The 17,615-nt window shown below is 59.6% G+C and carries 20 protein-coding genes; 17 read left to right on the forward strand and 3 right to left on the reverse strand.

Annotated elements, in window-relative coordinates; translation table 11 throughout:
• Positions 1 to 51 precede the first annotated feature (51 nt).
• From CFU_RS20105 to bfr, 17 genes are all read left to right on the forward strand, one after another.
• Complete coding sequence (locus CFU_RS20105) at positions 52 to 630, forward strand: outer membrane protein assembly factor BamE (protein ID WP_014007831.1); 579 nt, start codon at positions 52 to 54, stop codon at positions 628 to 630.
• A gap of 53 nt (positions 631 to 683) precedes the next feature.
• Positions 684 to 1,490: a 4-hydroxy-tetrahydrodipicolinate reductase gene (gene dapB / locus CFU_RS20110; RefSeq protein WP_014007832.1), complete on the forward strand. Its 807-nt coding sequence runs from the start codon at positions 684 to 686 to the stop codon at positions 1,488 to 1,490.
• Between the two features lie 308 nt (positions 1,491 to 1,798).
• Positions 1,799 to 3,325: a DUF535 family protein gene (locus tag CFU_RS20115; RefSeq protein ID WP_014007833.1), complete on the forward strand. Its 1,527-nt coding sequence runs from the start codon at positions 1,799 to 1,801 to the stop codon at positions 3,323 to 3,325.
• Between the two features lie 280 nt (positions 3,326 to 3,605).
• A complete protein-coding gene (gene leuS / locus CFU_RS20120) occupies positions 3,606 to 6,251 on the forward strand; it encodes a leucine--tRNA ligase (RefSeq protein WP_014007834.1) in 2,646 nt (881 codons plus the stop codon).
• Between the two features lie 91 nt (positions 6,252 to 6,342).
• Complete coding sequence (gene lptE / locus CFU_RS20125; protein ID WP_148264905.1) at positions 6,343 to 6,903, forward strand: LPS assembly lipoprotein LptE; 561 nt, start codon at positions 6,343 to 6,345, stop codon at positions 6,901 to 6,903.
• Positions 6,904 to 6,917: 14 nt separating this feature from the next.
• Positions 6,918 to 7,934: a DNA polymerase III subunit delta gene (gene holA, locus CFU_RS20130; RefSeq protein ID WP_014007836.1), complete on the forward strand. Its 1,017-nt coding sequence runs from the start codon at positions 6,918 to 6,920 to the stop codon at positions 7,932 to 7,934.
• A gap of 8 nt (positions 7,935 to 7,942) precedes the next feature.
• Complete coding sequence (locus CFU_RS20135) at positions 7,943 to 9,208, forward strand: glutamate-5-semialdehyde dehydrogenase (RefSeq protein ID WP_041742533.1); 1,266 nt, start codon at positions 7,943 to 7,945, stop codon at positions 9,206 to 9,208.
• A 68-nt stretch (positions 9,209 to 9,276) separates the two neighbouring features.
• Complete coding sequence (locus CFU_RS20140) at positions 9,277 to 9,699, forward strand: CopD family protein (RefSeq protein WP_014007838.1); 423 nt, start codon at positions 9,277 to 9,279, stop codon at positions 9,697 to 9,699.
• A 19-nt stretch (positions 9,700 to 9,718) separates the two neighbouring features.
• Positions 9,719 to 10,321, forward strand: coding sequence for a 2-hydroxychromene-2-carboxylate isomerase (locus CFU_RS20145; protein WP_041742534.1), 603 nt, complete (start codon positions 9,719 to 9,721; stop codon positions 10,319 to 10,321).
• A gap of 77 nt (positions 10,322 to 10,398) precedes the next feature.
• Positions 10,399 to 11,634: a THUMP domain-containing class I SAM-dependent RNA methyltransferase gene (locus tag CFU_RS20150; protein ID WP_014007840.1), complete on the forward strand. Its 1,236-nt coding sequence runs from the start codon at positions 10,399 to 10,401 to the stop codon at positions 11,632 to 11,634.
• A 286-nt stretch (positions 11,635 to 11,920) separates the two neighbouring features.
• On the forward strand, positions 11,921 to 12,118 hold the full coding sequence (gene hemP / locus CFU_RS20155; RefSeq protein ID WP_041742536.1) for a hemin uptake protein HemP: 198 nt from the start codon (positions 11,921 to 11,923) through the stop codon (positions 12,116 to 12,118).
• Between the two features lie 79 nt (positions 12,119 to 12,197).
• Positions 12,198 to 12,518, forward strand: a complete 321-nt coding sequence (locus CFU_RS20160) for a hypothetical protein (protein WP_041742538.1) — start codon at positions 12,198 to 12,200, stop codon at positions 12,516 to 12,518.
• Positions 12,519 to 12,647: 129 nt separating this feature from the next.
• Complete coding sequence (locus tag CFU_RS24100) at positions 12,648 to 12,878, forward strand: (2Fe-2S)-binding protein (protein ID WP_081466524.1); 231 nt, start codon at positions 12,648 to 12,650, stop codon at positions 12,876 to 12,878.
• Positions 12,879 to 12,901: 23 nt separating this feature from the next.
• Entirely contained in the window at positions 12,902 to 13,582 is a 681-nt protein-coding gene (locus CFU_RS20165; RefSeq protein WP_014007844.1) for an energy transducer TonB, read from the forward strand.
• A 79-nt stretch (positions 13,583 to 13,661) separates the two neighbouring features.
• Entirely contained in the window at positions 13,662 to 14,402 is a 741-nt protein-coding gene (locus tag CFU_RS20170) for a MotA/TolQ/ExbB proton channel family protein (protein WP_014007845.1), read from the forward strand.
• Complete coding sequence (locus tag CFU_RS20175) at positions 14,402 to 14,818, forward strand: ExbD/TolR family protein (RefSeq protein WP_041742540.1); 417 nt, start codon at positions 14,402 to 14,404, stop codon at positions 14,816 to 14,818. The genes CFU_RS20170 and CFU_RS20175 overlap by 1 nt, the downstream gene beginning before the upstream one ends.
• Positions 14,819 to 15,115: 297 nt before the next feature.
• Positions 15,116 to 15,586, forward strand: a complete 471-nt coding sequence (bfr, locus tag CFU_RS20180) for a bacterioferritin (protein WP_014007847.1) — start codon at positions 15,116 to 15,118, stop codon at positions 15,584 to 15,586.
• Between the two features lie 77 nt (positions 15,587 to 15,663).
• On the opposite strand, the gene CFU_RS20185 is transcribed toward bfr, so the two are convergent.
• The 3 genes from CFU_RS20185 to CFU_RS24105 form a co-directional block, all read right to left on the reverse strand.
• Positions 15,664 to 15,984, reverse strand: coding sequence for a DUF167 domain-containing protein (locus tag CFU_RS20185; protein ID WP_014007848.1), 321 nt, complete (start codon positions 15,982 to 15,984; stop codon positions 15,664 to 15,666).
• Positions 15,981 to 16,523: a YggT family protein gene (locus CFU_RS20190; protein WP_041742541.1), complete on the reverse strand. Its 543-nt coding sequence runs from the start codon at positions 16,521 to 16,523 to the stop codon at positions 15,981 to 15,983. Before CFU_RS20190 ends, CFU_RS20185 begins: the two co-directional genes overlap by 4 nt.
• 334 nt (positions 16,524 to 16,857) lie before the next feature.
• Positions 16,858 to 17,559 (reverse strand): histone H1-like DNA-binding protein, encoded by a 702-nt coding sequence (locus CFU_RS24105; RefSeq protein WP_014007850.1) that lies wholly within the window; start codon positions 17,557 to 17,559, stop codon positions 16,858 to 16,860.
• Between the last annotated feature and the right edge of the window lie 56 nt (positions 17,560 to 17,615).

A 17,615-nucleotide genomic window follows, 5' to 3' on the forward strand; every position in this document is an offset into this window, starting at 1 on the left:
TGCTTTATCATATAGCGTTTTAGCACAGTTGCTCAATCAATTGAGATCCTTATGCGAATGTTGCTCTCCCCTGTCCGTACCTCCGCCCGCATCGTCCCTTTAGCCGCTGCAGTTCTCTTCATGGCCTCCCTGGCCGGCTGCGCGTCAAAAAATCCCCCGGCCGGCCAGTCGGTCGCCGGCGCAGATCCGGCGGCGGCTCCTGTCGCCACGGATACCAGCGGCGTGCAAACCATCAAGCACCGCCGCTTCCTGGGCATTTTTTCCCCCTACCGGATAGATATCCAGCAGGGAAATTTTGTCTCGAAAGAAATGTTGGCACAAGTTAAAGAAGGCATGACTCGCGAACAAGTGCGTTTTGCACTCGGCACGCCGCTGCTGACCGACTTGTTCCATGACGATCGCTGGGACTACGTGTTCCGCCTGCAAAAGGGCAATGGCGAAGTCACCACCAGCCGGGTCAGCGTTTTCTTCAACGGCAACCTGCTGGCGCGCGTCGACGGCGGCAACCTGCCTACCGAGAACGATTACCTGGACCGGATTTCAGGCGGCGCTTCGGAAGCCAAGAAGAGCGTCAAGAATGTGGAAATCGCACCGTCTGTGCCTAGCGCGCCTGGCCCTTCCAAGAATTGATTGATAAATTGTCCAGATTGCCGTCTGGACGACCCCGCAGAGATAAATAGATAATGACTCAGATGAAAATAGCCGTCGCCGGCGCTTCCGGGCGCATGGGGCGCATGCTGGTCGAGGCGATTCAAAATGCCGACGACGCCCTGCTGGCCGGTGCGCTGGACGTGCCGAGCGCGCCCGAACTGGGAACCGACGCTGCGGCGTTCCTGGGCAAGCCTGCCGGCGTCCTGATTGAAGCCGACCTGGCCAAGGGCTTGGCGCAGGCCGCTTACCTGATCGATTTCACTCGTCCGGAAGGCACGCTGAAACACCTCGATTATTGCGCTGCCCACGGCATCAAGATGATCATCGGCACCACCGGTTTCGACGAAGCCGGCAAGGCTGCGATCGCGGCGGCGGCAAAAAAGACCGCCATCGTGTTCGCCTCGAACATGAGCGTCGGCGTCAATGTCACGCTGAAACTGCTGGAAATGGCGGCCAAGAGCTTTTCCCACGGCTACGACATCGAAATCATCGAAGCCCATCATCGCCACAAGGTCGATGCCCCTTCCGGCACCGCGCTGATGATGGGTGAAGCCGTGGCCGGCGCGCTCGGACGCAAGCTGGACGACGTTGCGGTCTATGGCCGCGAAGGCATCACGGGAGAACGCGATCCATCCTCGATCGGTTTTGCGGCCATCCGCGGCGGCGATATCGTCGGCGACCATACGGTGCTGTTTGCCGGCATCGGCGAACGTGTCGAGATCACGCACAAGTCATCCAGCCGCGTCACTTACGCGCAGGGCAGCCTGCGCGCTGCGCGTTTCCTGCGCGACAAGAGCAGCGGCCTGTTTGACATGCAGGATGTGCTCGGCCTGCGCTGAAGCGTTGGTAAAAACCTCGCAACAAAATAATTTCCCCTGTCCGGCGGCCTCCCCGCCTTGCCGGGCCTGTCTTTTTCCTGCCATTTATCCCTCTGCCATCTCCCGCCGCTAGTCCGGCGCGCAGCTCAGGCGCCATCAATTTCCACTTGGCAATTCAATAATTTCATCAAACTGCGTCGGCTTGCAAGTTTGCATGTAACATTCTATTTTTATTTGTATCTCTATATTTCTTAAAGTAACAAAATAGATACAAACCCTGTTTACATGCATTTTTATCATTTTTTGCAAGACCTCTAATCGCCAAGCCTATGACGCTGACTTCTTACAATCACCTGTTGTGGTCGGCGGGCCCTCCTGGCTTTATCGGGATCCCATTCCTGCTGGCGCTGGCGATCGCCGAATGGGGCGTCTACCTGGTGCCGACCAGCCTGGTCGGCCTGTGGATCAGCGGCAGCAAGGCTAGCCGCCTGCTTTCCCTGAAGGCTGTCGTTACGGCTGCCGCCGCGGTACTGGCCAGCAAACTTATCCCCCTGCTGTGGGAAACCCTGGCGCCAGTCGCATTGAACGATCATCTGCACCGGGCCAAAAGCGCGCATTGCATCTCGCCCAGCGTCACGATTGCCGTCATCCTGGGCACCGGCCTGACGCTGTGGACGGCCAAGACCATCAAGATCAAATGGCTGGGCGTACTGCTGGTGGTGCTGTCGCTGGCCGTCAGCTGGGCCAAGATATTCCTGGGCGTGCATTATCCGCTGGATATTTTTGTCGCCGGCCTGGTCTCCCTGGCGATGATGCTGGCCATGAACACCAGGTACGGCAAGGTCGTCAGCCGCGGCGCCGTCCGCCTGCTCCACGGCCGCCTGCAAAATCTGTCCCTGCTATCGGAAATATCCCATCTTTTTTACCCGCGGCCAGTCCCGGCCCGGACCGGTAGCAGCAGTTCGCGCATTACCCTGCACACCTGCCTGCTGCACTCGCCGCGCGGCCTGTCGTATGTCGCCAAGCAGTTCAAGCTGAGCGTGCGCACCGTACTGCATTACCGCCAGACGCAGCGCTGGCTGGCCTACTGGAATGCAACTCCGATGCACGCCAGGCTGGCGCAAGCCACGCCCAGGCTGCTGCAAAAAATCTACCGTCCCTACCAGTCGCTGCGTTTGCATAGCCAGGACCGGATGAATATCCTGGTCAGCCACTACGATTTCATCTTGCGGCAAGGCCTCGGCCCCCTGGTTCTGCGGGCAGCGCAAGCACCGCTGCTGCTGGGCAGCTTCAGCGGCAAATCCGGAGCCGCCTATGAAATCCGGCTGTCGTCGATCGCCACCCTGGACCGCGAGGGCGAGCTGGCGCTGGAGCTGTGCAGCGACCAGCAGCGCCTGTTCTCGGTGGCTTTCACTTTTTACGGCAACGAAATGGTCCCCTGCATCGGCGTCGGCTGCCTGCAAGGCCCGCGCGGCAGCGACGCCCAGGAACGGGTGCGTAACGCTACCCGCGACATGTTCGGCCTGCGGCCGAAGAGCTTGATGCTGCGGCTGGTGCGGGAAATCGGCCGCGCCTACGGCTGCAAGAAGCTGATCCTGGTGGGCAACCGGAATCGGGTCCTGTTCCACCAGATCCGCACCGGCAAGGTGCTTGCCGATTATGATGATTTTTGGGAAGAAATAGGCGCAATCCGCCGTCCCGACGGCGAATACCAGCTCTGCTGCGAGGTCATCCCCGCCCCCAACCTCCAGGAAATCCCCTCGCACAAGCGCTCGGAAGCGCGCAAACGCATTGAACTGACCGAACGCGCGGTCCAAGCCGCGCTGGACGGCTTTGTCAGCTTCCACGGCGCCTGAAGCAACGCGGCTTTACGGCCTGCCGGCCGGTATTGCTCGACTCAACGCGCGACTCCGCGCTCCCTGACGGCCCCTTTGCGCTAAAGCGGCATCCGAACCAGTATAATCACTGGTTCGGATGCCATGAATATTGGCTCAGCACGTTCCCATTTCGATTCGCAACGACAAGATTATCGAATCCGTCCGGCCGACGCATGATTTGCTGCCGACGATTCGGCGCCTTGTCTTTTTGCAAAGCGGAATAACATTCACCTTTTAGCGCTAGTCTTTAGCTCCAGCCATGCAAGAAAAATACAGCCCTACCGACGTCGAAAAATCAGCACAAGACCACTGGCATGCTATCGACGCCTACAAGACCGTCGAACACGCCAAGGACCGGCACGGCCAAGAGAAGAAGAAATTCTATGCCTGCTCGATGCTGCCTTATCCTTCGGGCAAGCTGCACATGGGCCACGTGCGCAACTACACCATCAACGACGTGATGTACCGTTACCTGCGCATGAACGGCTACAACGTGCTGATGCCGATGGGCTGGGATGCCTTCGGCATGCCGGCGGAAAACGCTGCAATGGCCAATAACGTGCCGCCGGCGCAATGGACCTATGCCAACATCGCGCACATGAAGAAGCAGATGGAAGCGATGGGGCTGGCGATCGACTGGTCGCGCGAAATGACCGCCTGCACGCCGGAATACTACAAGTGGAACCAGTGGATGTTCCTGAAGATGCTGGAGCAAGGCATCATCTACAAAAAGACCGGCACCGTGAACTGGGACCCGGTCGACCAAACCGTGCTGGCCAACGAGCAAGTAGTCGACGGCCGCGGCTGGCGTTCGGGCGCGCTGATCGAAAAGCGCGAAATCCCGATGTACTACGCCAAGATCACCGACTACGCCGAAGAATTGCTGGAGCATGTCGAAACCAAGCTGCCGGGCTGGCCGGAACGGGTGCGCCTGATGCAGGCCAACTGGATCGGCAAGTCGACCGGCGTGCGCTTTGCCTTCCCGCACAAGATCGAAGAAGACGGCAAGCTGATCCAGGACGGCAAGCTGTGGGTCTTCACCACCCGCGCCGACACCATCAAGGGCGTGACCTTCTGCGCGGTGGCGCCGGAACATGCGCTGGCCACCTTCGCCGCCAAAAGCAATCCGGAACTGGCTGAATTCATCGCCGAATGCAAAAAGGGCAGCGTCATCGAAGCCGACATGGCGACCATGGAAAAGAAAGGCATGCCGACCGGCCTGTACGTGTCGCATCCATTGACCGGCCAGTTGATCGAAGTCTGGGTCGGCAACTATGTCCTGATCACCTACGGCGACGGCGCCGTGATGGGCGTGCCGGCGCACGACGAGCGCGACTTCGCGTTCGCCCAGAAATACGTACTGCCGATCCGTCCGGTGATTGCGCTGGCAGGCAAGACCTATTCCGAGGAAAGCTGGCACGACTGGTACGCCGACAAGGAAAACGGCGTCTGCGTCGATTCCGGCAAATACGACGGCCTGCACTACCAGGAAGCGGTCGATGCGGTCGCCGCTGACCTGGCCGCGCACGGCCTCGGCGAAAAGAAAATCACCTATCGCCTGCGCGACTGGGGCATCTCGCGCCAGCGCTACTGGGGCACGCCTATCCCCATCATCCACTGCGCCGACTGCGGCGACGTGCCGGTGCCCGAAAAAGACTTGCCGGTGATCTTGCCGGAAGACTGCGTGCCGGACGGCAGCGGCAATCCGCTCAACAAGCATGAAAAATTCCTGCACGTCGACTGCCCGCAGTGCGGCAAGCCGGCGCGGCGCGAAACCGACACCATGGACACCTTCGTCGACTCGTCCTGGTATTACATGCGCTATTGCTCGCCAAACAGCAACGACGCCATGGTCGATTCGCGCAACGATTACTGGATGCCGATGGACCAGTATATCGGCGGCATCGAACACGCCGTGCTGCATCTGCTGTACGCCCGTTTCTGGACCAAGGTCATGCGCGACTTTGGCCTGGTCAAGTTCGACGAGCCGTTCGCCAACCTGCTGACGCAAGGCATGGTGCTCAATGAAACCTATTTCCGCGAAGACGCCAGCGGCAAGAAAACCTGGCTCAACCCGGAAGACGTCGAACTGACCTTCGACGACAAAGGCCGGCCGCTGACCGCCATCCTGAAGACCGACGGCAAGCCGGTGGAAATCGGCGGCACCGAAAAGATGTCGAAATCGAAGAACAACGGCATCGATCCGCAAGCCCAGATCGACCAGTACGGCGCCGACACCGCGCGCCTGTTCACCATGTTCGCCTCGCCGCCGGAGCAGACCCTGGAATGGTCGGGCACCGGGGTGGAAGGCGCCAACCGCTTCCTGCGCCGGGTCTGGGCCTTCAGCTACGCCCGCGCCGCCAGCATCGCGCCCGCCGCCGCTGCCGATTTTTCCGGCCTGAACGATGTGCAGAAAACCTTGCGCCGCGAAGTGCACAAGATCTTGCAGCAAGCCGACCACGACTTGAAGCGGATCCAGTACAACACCGTGGTGTCGGCCTGCATGAAAATGCTGAACACGCTGGAAGCCGCCAAGCTTGACCAGTCAGCGGCCAGCAATGCGGTCCTGACCGAAGGCTTGTCGATTTTCCTGCGCGTGCTCAATCCTGTGGCGCCGCACATCACCCATGCGCTGTGGCAGGAACTCGGCTTTGCCGCCGTGCATGGCGACATCCTCGACGCCAGCTGGCCGCAGGTGGACGGCAAGGCGTTGGAACAGAGCGAAATCGAAATGATGATCCAGGTCAACGGCAAGCTGCGCGGCAGCATCACCGTCGCCAAGGACGCCGACAAGGCCAGCATCGAAGCAGCCGCGCTGGCCAACGAGAGCGTCCAGAAATACCTGGAAGGCGCGCCGAAGAAGATCATCGTGGTGCCGGGAAAACTGGTCAATATCGTCGCCTGAATATCGTCGCCTAACTGAGGGCCGGACTACCAGGTCCGGCCTGAATCTTGAAACAAGGAATGCCCGAATGTTGCATAGAACGCCTCTTAGAATGCCCGCCGCTTCCCGCACCTGGCTGCTGATACTGGCCATGACGGCAGTGCTGTCCGCCTGCGGCTTCCATCTGCGCGGCTCGGCCAATTTGCCGTTCAAGTCGCTGTACATGACCTTCGGCGCCAACTCGCCGCTGGGCATCGAGCTCAAGCGCAATATCCTGGCCAGCGGCAATACCCAGGTGCTGACTTCCGCCGAAGGCGCCGAGGCAACCCTGGAAGTGCTGGCCGAGACGCGTGAAAAAGTGGTCCTGACTACCAACAGTTCGGGCCGCGCCAGCGAATACATGCTGTATTACCGGCTGACTTTCCGCGTCACCGACGCCCAAAAGAAAGAGTTGCTGCCAGCCACCCAGATCACGCTGAAACGCGACATCAGCTACAACTCGTCGCAAGAGCTGTCCAAGGCTGCGGAAGAAGTGCTGCTGTATCGCGACATGCAAAGCGACATGGTGCAGCAGATCCTGCGCCGCCTGACTGCCATCAAGACTGCCCAGCCGACCCAGCCGGAGGCAGCGCCGGCAACCGTTCCGGCGCCAGTTCCCGTTCCCGCCAAATAACCGGGGACCTGTACATGCAACTGCGGTTTGACGCGCTCGACGGCCATTTGGCGAAAACCCTGGCGCCCTTGTACGTGATCACCAGCGACGAGCATCTGCTGGCGCTGGAGGCATCCGACAAGATACGCAAGAGCGCGCGCAGCAACGGCTGCAGCGAGCGCGACGTGCTGGTAGTCGACCGCAGCTTCAAATGGGGGGAGCTACTGGCGGCCAACCAGTCGCAATCGCTGTTCGGCGATAAAAAGCTGATCGAGCTGCGCATCCCGACCGGCAAACCGGGCAAGGATGGCGGCCAGGCTTTGCAAAACTATACGGCGACGCTCAATCCGGACAACGTCACCATCATCAGCCTGCCCAAGCTTGACTGGGCCACCCAGAAAGCGGCCTGGGTCGCAACCCTGCAGCAGAGCGCGGTGTATATTGATATTCCGCTGGTGGAACGGGCGCACCTGCCGAACTGGATCGGCGTCCGCCTGGCGGCCCAGCAGCAGAGCGCGGACCGCCAGTCGCTCGATTTCATCGCCGACCGGGTCGAGGGCAACCTGCTGGCGGCGCATCAGGAAATCCAGAAGCTGGCGCTCTTGCATCCGCCCGGCAAACTGAGCTTCGAACAGTGCCACGATGCAGTGCTCAACGTCGCACGCTATGATGTATTCAAGCTGAATGAAGCAATGCTGGTGGGCGATACCGCGCGCCTGGTGCGCATGATGGACGGACTGAAGGGCGAAGGCGAAGCGCTGCCGCTGGTGCTGTGGGCGGTTTCCGAAGAAATCCGCACCTTGCTGAAACTGAAATCCGCAGCAGCCCAAGGCCGGCCGATACCGGCGCTGTTGAAGGAATACCGCATCTGGGGGCCGCGCGAAAGGCTGATGGAACCGGCGCTGCGGCGCCTGAGCCTGGCGACGCTGGAAGCGGCTTTGAAAGATGCGGCGCAAGTCGACAAGATGGTAAAAGGCTTGCGTGCAAAAGCCTTTTCCGGCGATGCATGGGACGCATTGCTGCAGCTGGGTTTGAAAGTCGCACATACTTGATAGAGCATATGGATATCCAACAATACATGACCGAAGTCGGACAACGCGCACGCGCCGCATCACGCGCCATGGCGCGTGCCGACACCGCCGTCAAGAACCGCGCGCTGAGCCTGATCGCCGTTGCCATCCGGCGCGACGCCGACCTGCTGCGCGCTGCCAACCAGGTCGATCTCGAAACTGCACGCGCCAACGGCCTGGCGCCGGCGATGCTGGACCGCCTGACACTGTCGGAGCAGGCCATCGCCACCATGATCGCCGGGCTCGAACAGATTGTCGCCCTGCCCGATCCGATCGGCGAAATCTCGAACATGAAGTACCGTCCTACCGGCATCCAGGTCGGCCAGATGCGGGTGCCGCTGGGCGTGATCGGCATCATTTACGAAGCCCGGCCCAACGTTACGGTGGACGCCGCCGGCCTGTGCATCAAGAGCGGCAACGCCACCATCCTGCGCGGCGGCTCGGAAGCGCATCATTGCAACCAGGCGTTGGCCAGGCTGGTGCAGGAAGGCCTGGCCGGCGCCGGCCTGCCGCAGGATGCGGTGCAAGTGGTCGACACCACCGACCGTGCCGCGGTGGGCGCCCTGATCACCATGCCGCAATACGTCGACGTCATCGTGCCGCGCGGCGGCAAGGGCCTGATCGAACGCCTGATCAAGGAGGCCACGGTGCCGATGATCAAGCATCTCGACGGCATCTGCCACGTCTACATCGACGACCAGGCCGATCTCGACAAGGCCGTGAAGATTGCCTTCAATGCCAAATGCCATCGTTACGGCACTTGCAACACCATGGAAACCTTGCTGGTGGCGCGCGCGGTTGCGCCGCAGGTGTTGCCGCAGCTGGCCAAGCTGTACCAGGGCAAGGAAGTCGAACTGCGCGCCGACGATGAAGCGCGCGCCATCCTGGCCGGTTATCCCCACCTGGCTGCCGCCAGCGAGGAAGACTGGCGCACCGAGTACTTGGCGGCGATCCTGGCGGTCAAGGTGGTTGCCGACGTGGATGAAGCAATCGCCCATATCAATACCTATTCCTCGCAGCACACCGACAGCATCGTCACCGAAAACCATTCGCGCGCCATGCGCTTCCTGCGCGAAGTCGATTCCGCATCGGTCATGATCAATGCCTCGACCCGCTTTGCCGACGGTTTCGAATTCGGCCTCGGCGCCGAGATCGGCATCTCCAACGACAAGCTGCATGCGCGCGGACCGGTCGGCCTGGAAGGGCTGACTTCGCTAAAATACGTAGTGTTCGGGCACGGCGAAGTACGCGAATAAAATCCGGCAGGCAGGCCGCTGCCGCCGTCCCCATGCTCCCCTTCCCGCAATAAAAAAAAGGAAACACCATGCTTTGGATCAAATCGCTGCATATTGTCTTCATCGCATCATGGTTTGCCGGTCTGTTTTATTTGCCGCGGATCCTGGTCAACCTGGCCCAGGAAACCGATACCGCCGCCACCACAAGGTTGCTGCTGATGGCGCGCAAGCTGTATCGCTTCACCACGATGCTGGCGCTGCCGGCGATTGTCTTCGGCGCCTGGCTGTGGCTGGGTTATGGCATAGGCAAAGGCCCGGGCAACGGCTGGCTGCATGCCAAGCTGTTCCTGGTGATTCTCGTGATCGGCTACCACCATGCCTGCGGCAGCCTGCTGAAGAAATTCGAAAACGGGGTGAATACCCGCAGCCATGTCTGGCTGCGCTGGTTCAATGAAGTGCCGGTGCTGCTGCTGCTGGCCATCGTCATCCTGGTGGTTGTCAAACCGTTTTAAGCCCGTCCTAGGACCAGCCATGAGCAAACTCTGTGAATATTATTTTGCGCCGCACTCGCCGTTCGCCTACCTGGGCCACGCGCGCCTGGTGGCGCTGTCCAAGCAATACGACGTCAAGGTCGCAATAAAACCCTGCGACTTGTCCAGGGTCTTCAACACCTCCGGCGGTTTGCCGCTGGCCAAGCGCGCTCCCCAGCGCCAGGCTTACCGGCTGGAAGAACTGCGGCGCTGGAGCGAATACCTGCAGGTGCCGCTCAACCTGCAGCCGACTTTCTTCCCGGTGCAGAGCGACGACGCCGCCAAGCTGATCATCGCCAGCCAGCTGGCGCACGGCACGGAAGCCGCTTTGGCGCTGACCGGGGCTATAATGCGCGCAGTCTGGGCTGAACAGCGCAATATCGCCGACGGCGCCACCTTGAGCGCAATCGCCTCGGAGCTTGGCCACGACGGCAAGACCTTGCTGAAATCAGCCGAAACCGCCAGCGTCCAGAGCGAATTCGACCGGTTTACCGAGGAAGCCATTTCCGCCAGCATCTTTGGCGCGCCATGGTATGTAGTCGACGGCGAAGCGTTCTGGGGCCAGGACCGGCTGGATTTTGTGGAACGTGCTTTCGCCAGATAAATGAATTGTTTGTTCAAACAAGTTAGCTGCCAAGGCAGCTAAGCAAACTGTAGTACCAACGGAAAAAAGGTCCTCCCATGTCACACCTAGCAACAGATTCGCATTCCTATTTTTGTCCTTGCCCGCGCGGGCTGGAAGCCGCACTGGCTGAAGAACTGAATGAAATAGCGCAGTTCAGCGCGCCCGCGGTCACGCTCAAGGTCCATACCCAGGTGCCGGGCGGCGTCCATTGTTCCGGCTTGCTGAGCGATGCCTGGCGCATCAACCTGCATTCGCGCATCGCCAGCCGGGTGCTGCTGCGCCTGACGCATGGCGCCTACAAGAATGAAAACGATATCTACGACATGACGCTGGAGCAGGAATGGGAAAGCTGGTTTCCGGTCAGCCATACCATCCGGGTCGACGTCACCGCGGTGAAATCGCCGCTGCGCAGCCTGCAGTTCACTACGCTCAAGATCAAGGACGGCATTTGCGACCGTTTCCGCGACCTGTGCAATGAACGGCCGTCGGTCGACACCGGCACGCCGGACATGCGCATCGTCGGCTTCCTCGACGCCCACAATTTCACGCTGTACCTCGACACTTCCGGCGAAGCGCTGTTCAAGCGCGGCTGGCGCGCCGAAACCGGCGATGCGCCGCTGCGCGAGAATCTCGCCGCCGGCCTGCTGCGCACCTCCGGCTGGAAACCGGGCACAGTCCTGTTCGATCCCATGTGCGGCTCCGGCACCATCCTGGTGGAAGCGGCCCAGATCCTGGCCGGCATCCCGGCCGGCGCCCGCCGTCACTTCGCCTTTGAAAAATTCAACGATTTCGAAAGCGCGAAATGGCTGGCGATCAAGGGCAGCTTCAAGCCGAATCCGCTGCCGGCCACGCCGACCATCTTCGGCAGCGACATCTCCGGCGACATGGTGCAGATCGCGGCCAACAACCTGCGCAACGCCGGCATCCTGTTTGAAGTACCGGTCAAGCAGATCGAAGCACAGGAAGTCAAACCGCCGGCCGACGCCGAGCACGGCATCATGCTGACCAATCCGCCGTATGGCGAACGGATCGGCGTGCGCGGCGACAGCACCCTGAGCAGCGACGACCTGCTGACCGCCTTCTTCAGCGCCTTCGGCACCACGCTGAAACAGCGCTTCGCCGGCTGGAGCATCTTCCTGTTTTCCGCCGACCTCGGCTTGCCCAAGCTGCTGCGCCTGAAAGAAGCGCGCAAGACGCCTTTCTTCAACGGCGCGCTGGAATGCCGCCTGTTCCGCTTCGACATGGTGGCCGGCTTCAACCGGCGCGAAGCAGCCAAGCCGAAGGCAGAATAACCGCCTGCCGGCTCTCCCTGACAAGGTTTCAATAAAACAAGCGCAATCTTTGCGCTTGTTTTACTTCTGGCTATCCAGATCCCCTGCATTACCCCGTTTCGCCCAAAATCAGCCTCTTTCGGAAGCAACCTTGCCCATGTGCATCGCGGGTAAGGTGCGGTCGGAATTTCCTGTTTGACATCTTTTCCAGATTACCCCCGCCAGAGGCGCTAAAAACGCTTGCATTCCCTGCTCAGGTGACGAATAATACAAATACGAATTGTTCGCATTTACAGAAAGGACTATAATGAGCCAGACGATACGACGCGAAACACAAGTTGAAAAAAACCCTGTGTCCAGCATCACGAAGTCAGTTGCATCAGCAGTCACGCGAATCAAGAGCCAGGATCTGTTCAAGCAAATGCGCGAACTGGAAATTGATCACGGCGGCAGGATTTACAAGCTGCGGCTGACGCAATTGAACAAGCTGATCCTGACTGCTTAAGCAGGCAGTTTTTAATTGATCCAACACCAGCCCGCCCGCAGCAAGCGCCAGCCAGCAAGTTACTAATACAGGAGTGCTGATGGTATCGGAGAAAATCAATCCGGCTTTTGTAGAGCCGAACGGTGCACCGGCGCAGCCGGAGCTGCTGGTTTCGGCGGTGCTGCACCTGATGTCGCAGTACACCGCGAACAGCCAGGAAATCAGCGGCTGCGTCAAGCTGGCCTCGGTGATCGAGCGGCACTTGAAGGCGCTGGCGGATTTGCCAAACCTGGCGCCGGTATTGCGCGCAACCTGCCTGCAGTTGTCGGAGCAGTGGGGCACGGTAGTAGAGAGCACGATGCCGCGGCCTGAGAAGTACAGCCTGTTCAGCAGGTTCGGGACCGCCAGCCGGGTATGTTGATGAAGCATGGCGCAGTAACGGCCAACCGCCGCAAGAACATCTTTGTCGGCGGACCAGTATTTAATAATTTTCGATTTCTTAATTTTCGATTTCTTAATCTGCCTTTAAACCATGGCAGTGAGGTACAAAATGATCGTTTGTGTTTGCAATAACGTGTCGGATCGCAAAATCCGGCAGGCAGTCGATTCGGGCATGTCTTCCATGTCCGAATTGCGCGAGAACCTGGGGATTGCCACCTGCTGCGGGAAATGCCATTCCTGCGCAAAAAGCGTATTGCGCGAATGCCTGGATAACCGGGCCCCGGCTGCCCTGCGCCATGTTCAAGCATTGGTATTTCAACAAAACATACAAACCGCTTAGTACCCAGCGGGATCAGCGCAACCATGTCGTCAGCAACAATCAGCTCCCCTGCGCTTGCGTGGAAAAAGATCAAACGCATCGGCCCTTTGGGCACGATCCTGCTGCTTCACGTCGCATTTTTCTGGGCATTGAAAAGCGGCTTGATCCACCAGGCCGCACAGGCCGTCCCAAAAGAAATCTTCGCCAGTTTCATCACGCCCGAAAAAGCGCCTGAACCGACGCCGCCCAAGCCGCAGCCGGCAACACCGAAAACCGTCGCGGTCGTAAAGAAGAACATTGCTCCGCCGCGCCCGACCCCGGTCATCAACACGACCCCGTCGGAAACCGCCATTTCCGTGCCGACGCCGGCGCCGCAGCCGCCCCAGCATGAAGAGCCGGCCGCAGCTGCACCACCGGCACCGCCCGCGGCTCCGCCCCAGCCACGCACCATCACCTCTGGCGTCGAGTACATCCAGCCGCCCGATGTGAAATACCCTGCCGTCTCCAAGCGCATGGGCGAGGAAGGCAAGTCGGTCATCCGCGTCCTGATTAACGAAAAAGGCCGCGCCGAGCGCGTCGAGGTGCAAAAGTCCTCCGGCTCCAGCCGTCTCGACGACGCCGCCAAGCAAGCTGTAATGCGGGCGTTGTTCAAACCCTATATGGAAGACGGCAAGCCGCTGCCGGTGTTTGCCATCGTGCCTATCAATTTCCAGTTATCCAATTAATCAACGGCGCTCTCGGCGCTCCGCCGAAGTTGCCGCACTAGCCGCCGCACTCAATTCACAGATACAAGAGGAGTTCATCATGGAAGTAAGTCCATACGGATTGGAAGCGCTCTGGAGCCAGGGCGATTTCGTCATTAAAAGCGTCGCCGTGCTGCTGGTGGCGATGTCGATTGCATCCTGGTATGTGATCCTGACCAAAGCCCTGCAGATCCTGCGCTTCCAGCGCGCCGCGCACGCCGCCGGCCACCAGTTCTGGGACACCACCAGCCTGCCGGAAGGCATCGCCACGCTGGGCACCGAGAATCCGTTTGCCGAAGTAGCCCAGGCCGGCGTTTCCTCGATGCGCCACCACGCTGCCCACAAGGGCCATTTGCACGATCAGCTGTCGGTCAGCGACTGGGTCACCCTGTCCCTGCGCCAGGCCATCGACGAGGTCTCAGGCAAGCTGCAGACCGGCATGGCGGTATTGGCTTCAGTCGGCTCCACCGCGCCTTTTGTCGGCCTGTTCGGCACGGTCTGGGGCATTTACCACGCGCTGGTGTCGATCGGCACTTCCGGCCAGGCCAGCATCGACAAGGTCGCCGGCCCGGTCGGCGAAGCGCTGATCATGACCGCCCTCGGCCTGGCCGTGGCGATCCCGGCCACCTTCGGTTATAACGCCCTGGTGCGCGGCAACAAGACCATCATCGCCAAACTGAATAAATTCGGCTTTGACCTGCACGCCCTGTTTGTTACCGGCTCCCGCTCCAGCAGCAACGAGGCGGACCATGCCAACGGCAGCAACAATGGCGCCAAGCTGGTCGCCGTGAAAGGCGCATGATGGGCATGGGTTCCCTGTCCGATTCGGACGACGATTTCAATCCGGAGATCAACACCACGCCGCTGGTCGACGTAATGCTGGTGCTACTGATCATCTTCATCATGACAATCCCGGTGATGAACCACGCGGTCAAGATCGATTTGCCGCGCGCTACCAACCAGCCTGACCAGACCAAGCCGGAAAACATCAACCTGTCCATCGACGCCGACGGCAAGCTGTTCTGGAATGACGAAGTGGTTGACCGCAACGAACTGAATGCGCGGATCGCCGTTGCAGCGCAAAAGCAGCCGCAGCCGGAGTTGCATTTGCGCGCTGCGCGCACGGTGCAGTATGAAAAAGTGGCCCAGGTGATGGCGGCGGCGCAGTCCGGCGGCCTTGGCAAGATAGGCTTTGTCACCGATCCGGACGCCAAGTAGGGACGGCACCAGACAAGCATTCGCGACGGCCAGCCGTCGCCTCTGCCGGAGCCTGCGCATGGCGCCATGCGCAGGCTTTTTTCTTGTCCGAGGCGATTGGATCGATGCACAAATCACAATGAAAATGATTCGCGCTATCTGATGATGAAAAAGCTTATCGCATGCGCTATCATGGCTGCGATTTCGGTTGAAAGTCGTTTAGACGACGCGCCGATCAAGCGAGCAGCCGGCATATAGTCCAGAAATCCCCCGACTTTATCGCTGCGCGCTCCGCATCCCCATCATAGCGAGGTTCCCATGCAAGGCGAAAAACAAATCATCACGCTGCTCAACGCGCAGCTGACCAACGAACTGACAGCAATCAACCAGTATTTTTTGCATGCCCGCATGTACAAGCACTGGGGCCTGGAGAAGCTCGGCAAGAAGGAATACGAAGAATCGATCGGCGAAATGAAGCATGCCGACAAGCTGATCGACCGCATCCTGATGCTGAACGGCTTGCCAAACCTGCAAGCGCTGCACAAGCTGATGATCGGCGAATCGACGCCAGAGATGCTGCAATGCGACCTGAAACTGGAGCAAGGCGCGCAAAAAACCGTCAAGGACGGCATCGCTGCCTGTGAAAAGGCTGGCGATTATGTGTCGCGTGAACTGTTCAAGGAAATCCTTGAAGATACCGAAGAACATATCGACTGGCTGGAAACCCAGCTCGACCTGATCGACAAAGTCGGCCTGCAAAACTACCTGCAAAGCCAGATGGACGCTTAAACCGGCGTCTGCCCGGAGTACCGGCTCGCGGCTTCCGATTCATCATCGGAAGCCGTTTTTCTTTTCTTGGCCGCAGTTTACTGCGCCAATGCCAGCAAACTGCGCATGACGGCTTCCGCCTTCAGTGACGGACCAAGCGCTTCGACAATTTTGCGCCTGTTGGCAAGGCCGTGGGTGATGACAACCTGGCTGCGCGGCACATCCAGCAGTTCCGCCAGGTAGCGCACCAGCGCTTCATTCGCCTTGCCCTCTATAGGCTGCGCCTGCAAGCGCAGCTTGAGTACATTCTCCAGGGGCCCGACGATCTGGCTTTTCTTGGCGTTAGGCGTCACTTGCAGCGCCAGCCTGACGCCGCCGGCAATATCGGAGCACCATGCAACGCCCGCGTTTTGGTTCATGCCACCGATGTGATCAGGTAAATCACCAGCTGGTGCACCACCCGCAATAGTATCAGCGCCGCCAGCGGCGACAGGTCGATATTGCCGATCAGCGGGATGATCCTGCGCAAAGGCCGCAGCAGCGGTTCATTGAGTGCCCGTACAAAGGGCGCCAGGGGTGCGTTCGGGTTCACCCAGCTAAAGATCGCCTCGATGATCAGCAGCGCAATCAGTCCGTAGAATACCCACTGGAAAAACAGCAGCGCCGACAGGCTGAAGATCAGCGAAGCGTTCAGCGCCGACCTGACGCCCAGCTCCAGCAGGATGCAGATGACGGCCACCAGGGCCGCGCCTATCAGGCTGGCCCAGTCATAGCCGCCAACCCCTGGCAGCAAGCGCCGCAGCGGACGCACAGCCCAGTCGGACAAGGTAAAAATGAATTGCGCCAGCTGTTGCGGAGGTCGCACCCGCACCGCCTGGATCCAGAATCGAAGCAACAGGACACCGCCCAGGACGCTGGCGATGGTTTCGATAATCAAGGTGAAAATGTTCTGCAGCACGGCGTGTTTCCCTTTCCAGATGAGGCAACGATGCAGGCGAGCCGTCGTCAATCCGCGACGACCCAGCCCATTTACTGATAACTTACCCGAATTCGGGTGGAAGATGTAGAGCCTGTGGGCGAACGCCACGTTTCAAGAAAAGAACGGACTTACCAGCTGGCTATCGTAGCAGTTATTTCAGGTTCGCTGACAGGTCTGCAGGGCGGGCGCCACACGCATCGCAGCAGTCTGCTGCGCCGATACCCGTAGCCGCAAATAAAAACCCGCTGAAGGGCGCTAGGCCATTCAGCGGGCGATATACCTGAACTGAATCAGGTAAGCCGACAAACGCTAATTACGGGCGTGTGCCAGTTGGGAAAGGCCAGGCTGCCGCCGGGTTCAGCACGGTTGTTGCTGCTGGCGCCGCTGGCTTGGCTGCTGGCTTCTTGGCTGCAGGTTTCGCTGCGGCCTTTTTGACAGCTGGCTTGGCTGCAGCAGGTTTCGCTGCAGCTTTAGCTACTGGCTTTTTTGCTGCTGGCTTAGCCGCGACTTTCTTAACTGCCGGCTTTTTGGCCGCTGGTTTCGCTGCTGCCTTAGCAACCGGCTTCTTGGCTGCTACCGCTTTTTTAGCTACTGGCTTTTTGGCCGCGACAGCTTTCTTGGCAACCGGCTTCTTGGCTGCTGGTTTTGCTGCTGCTTTCTTGGCTACTGGCTTTTTGGCCGCGACAGCTTTCTTGGCAACCGGCTTCTTGGCTGCTGGTTTTGCTGCTACTGCTTTCTTAGCTACTGGCTTTTTGGCCGCGACAGCTTTCTTGGCAACCGGTTTCTTGGCTGCTGGTTTTGCTGCTGCTTTCTTAGCTACTGGCTTTTTGGCCGCGACAGCTTTCTTGGCAACCGGTTTCTTGGCTGCTGGTTTTGCTGCTGCTTTCTTAGCTACTGGCTTTTTGGCCGCGACAGCTTTCTTAGCAACTGGTTTCTTAGCTGCTGGTTTTGCTTTAGCTGCCGGCTTCTTCGCAGCGGGTTTCTTCGCTGCGGGTTTCTTTGTTGCTGTTGCCATTTTGTTTCTCCTTCACGTGATGGAAAAAATCAAGCTCCAAGTTGGAAACCCGACGA

Source organism: Collimonas fungivorans Ter331, from assembly GCF_000221045.1.
Classification (GTDB): Bacteria; Pseudomonadota; Gammaproteobacteria; order Burkholderiales; family Burkholderiaceae_D; genus Collimonas; species Collimonas fungivorans_A.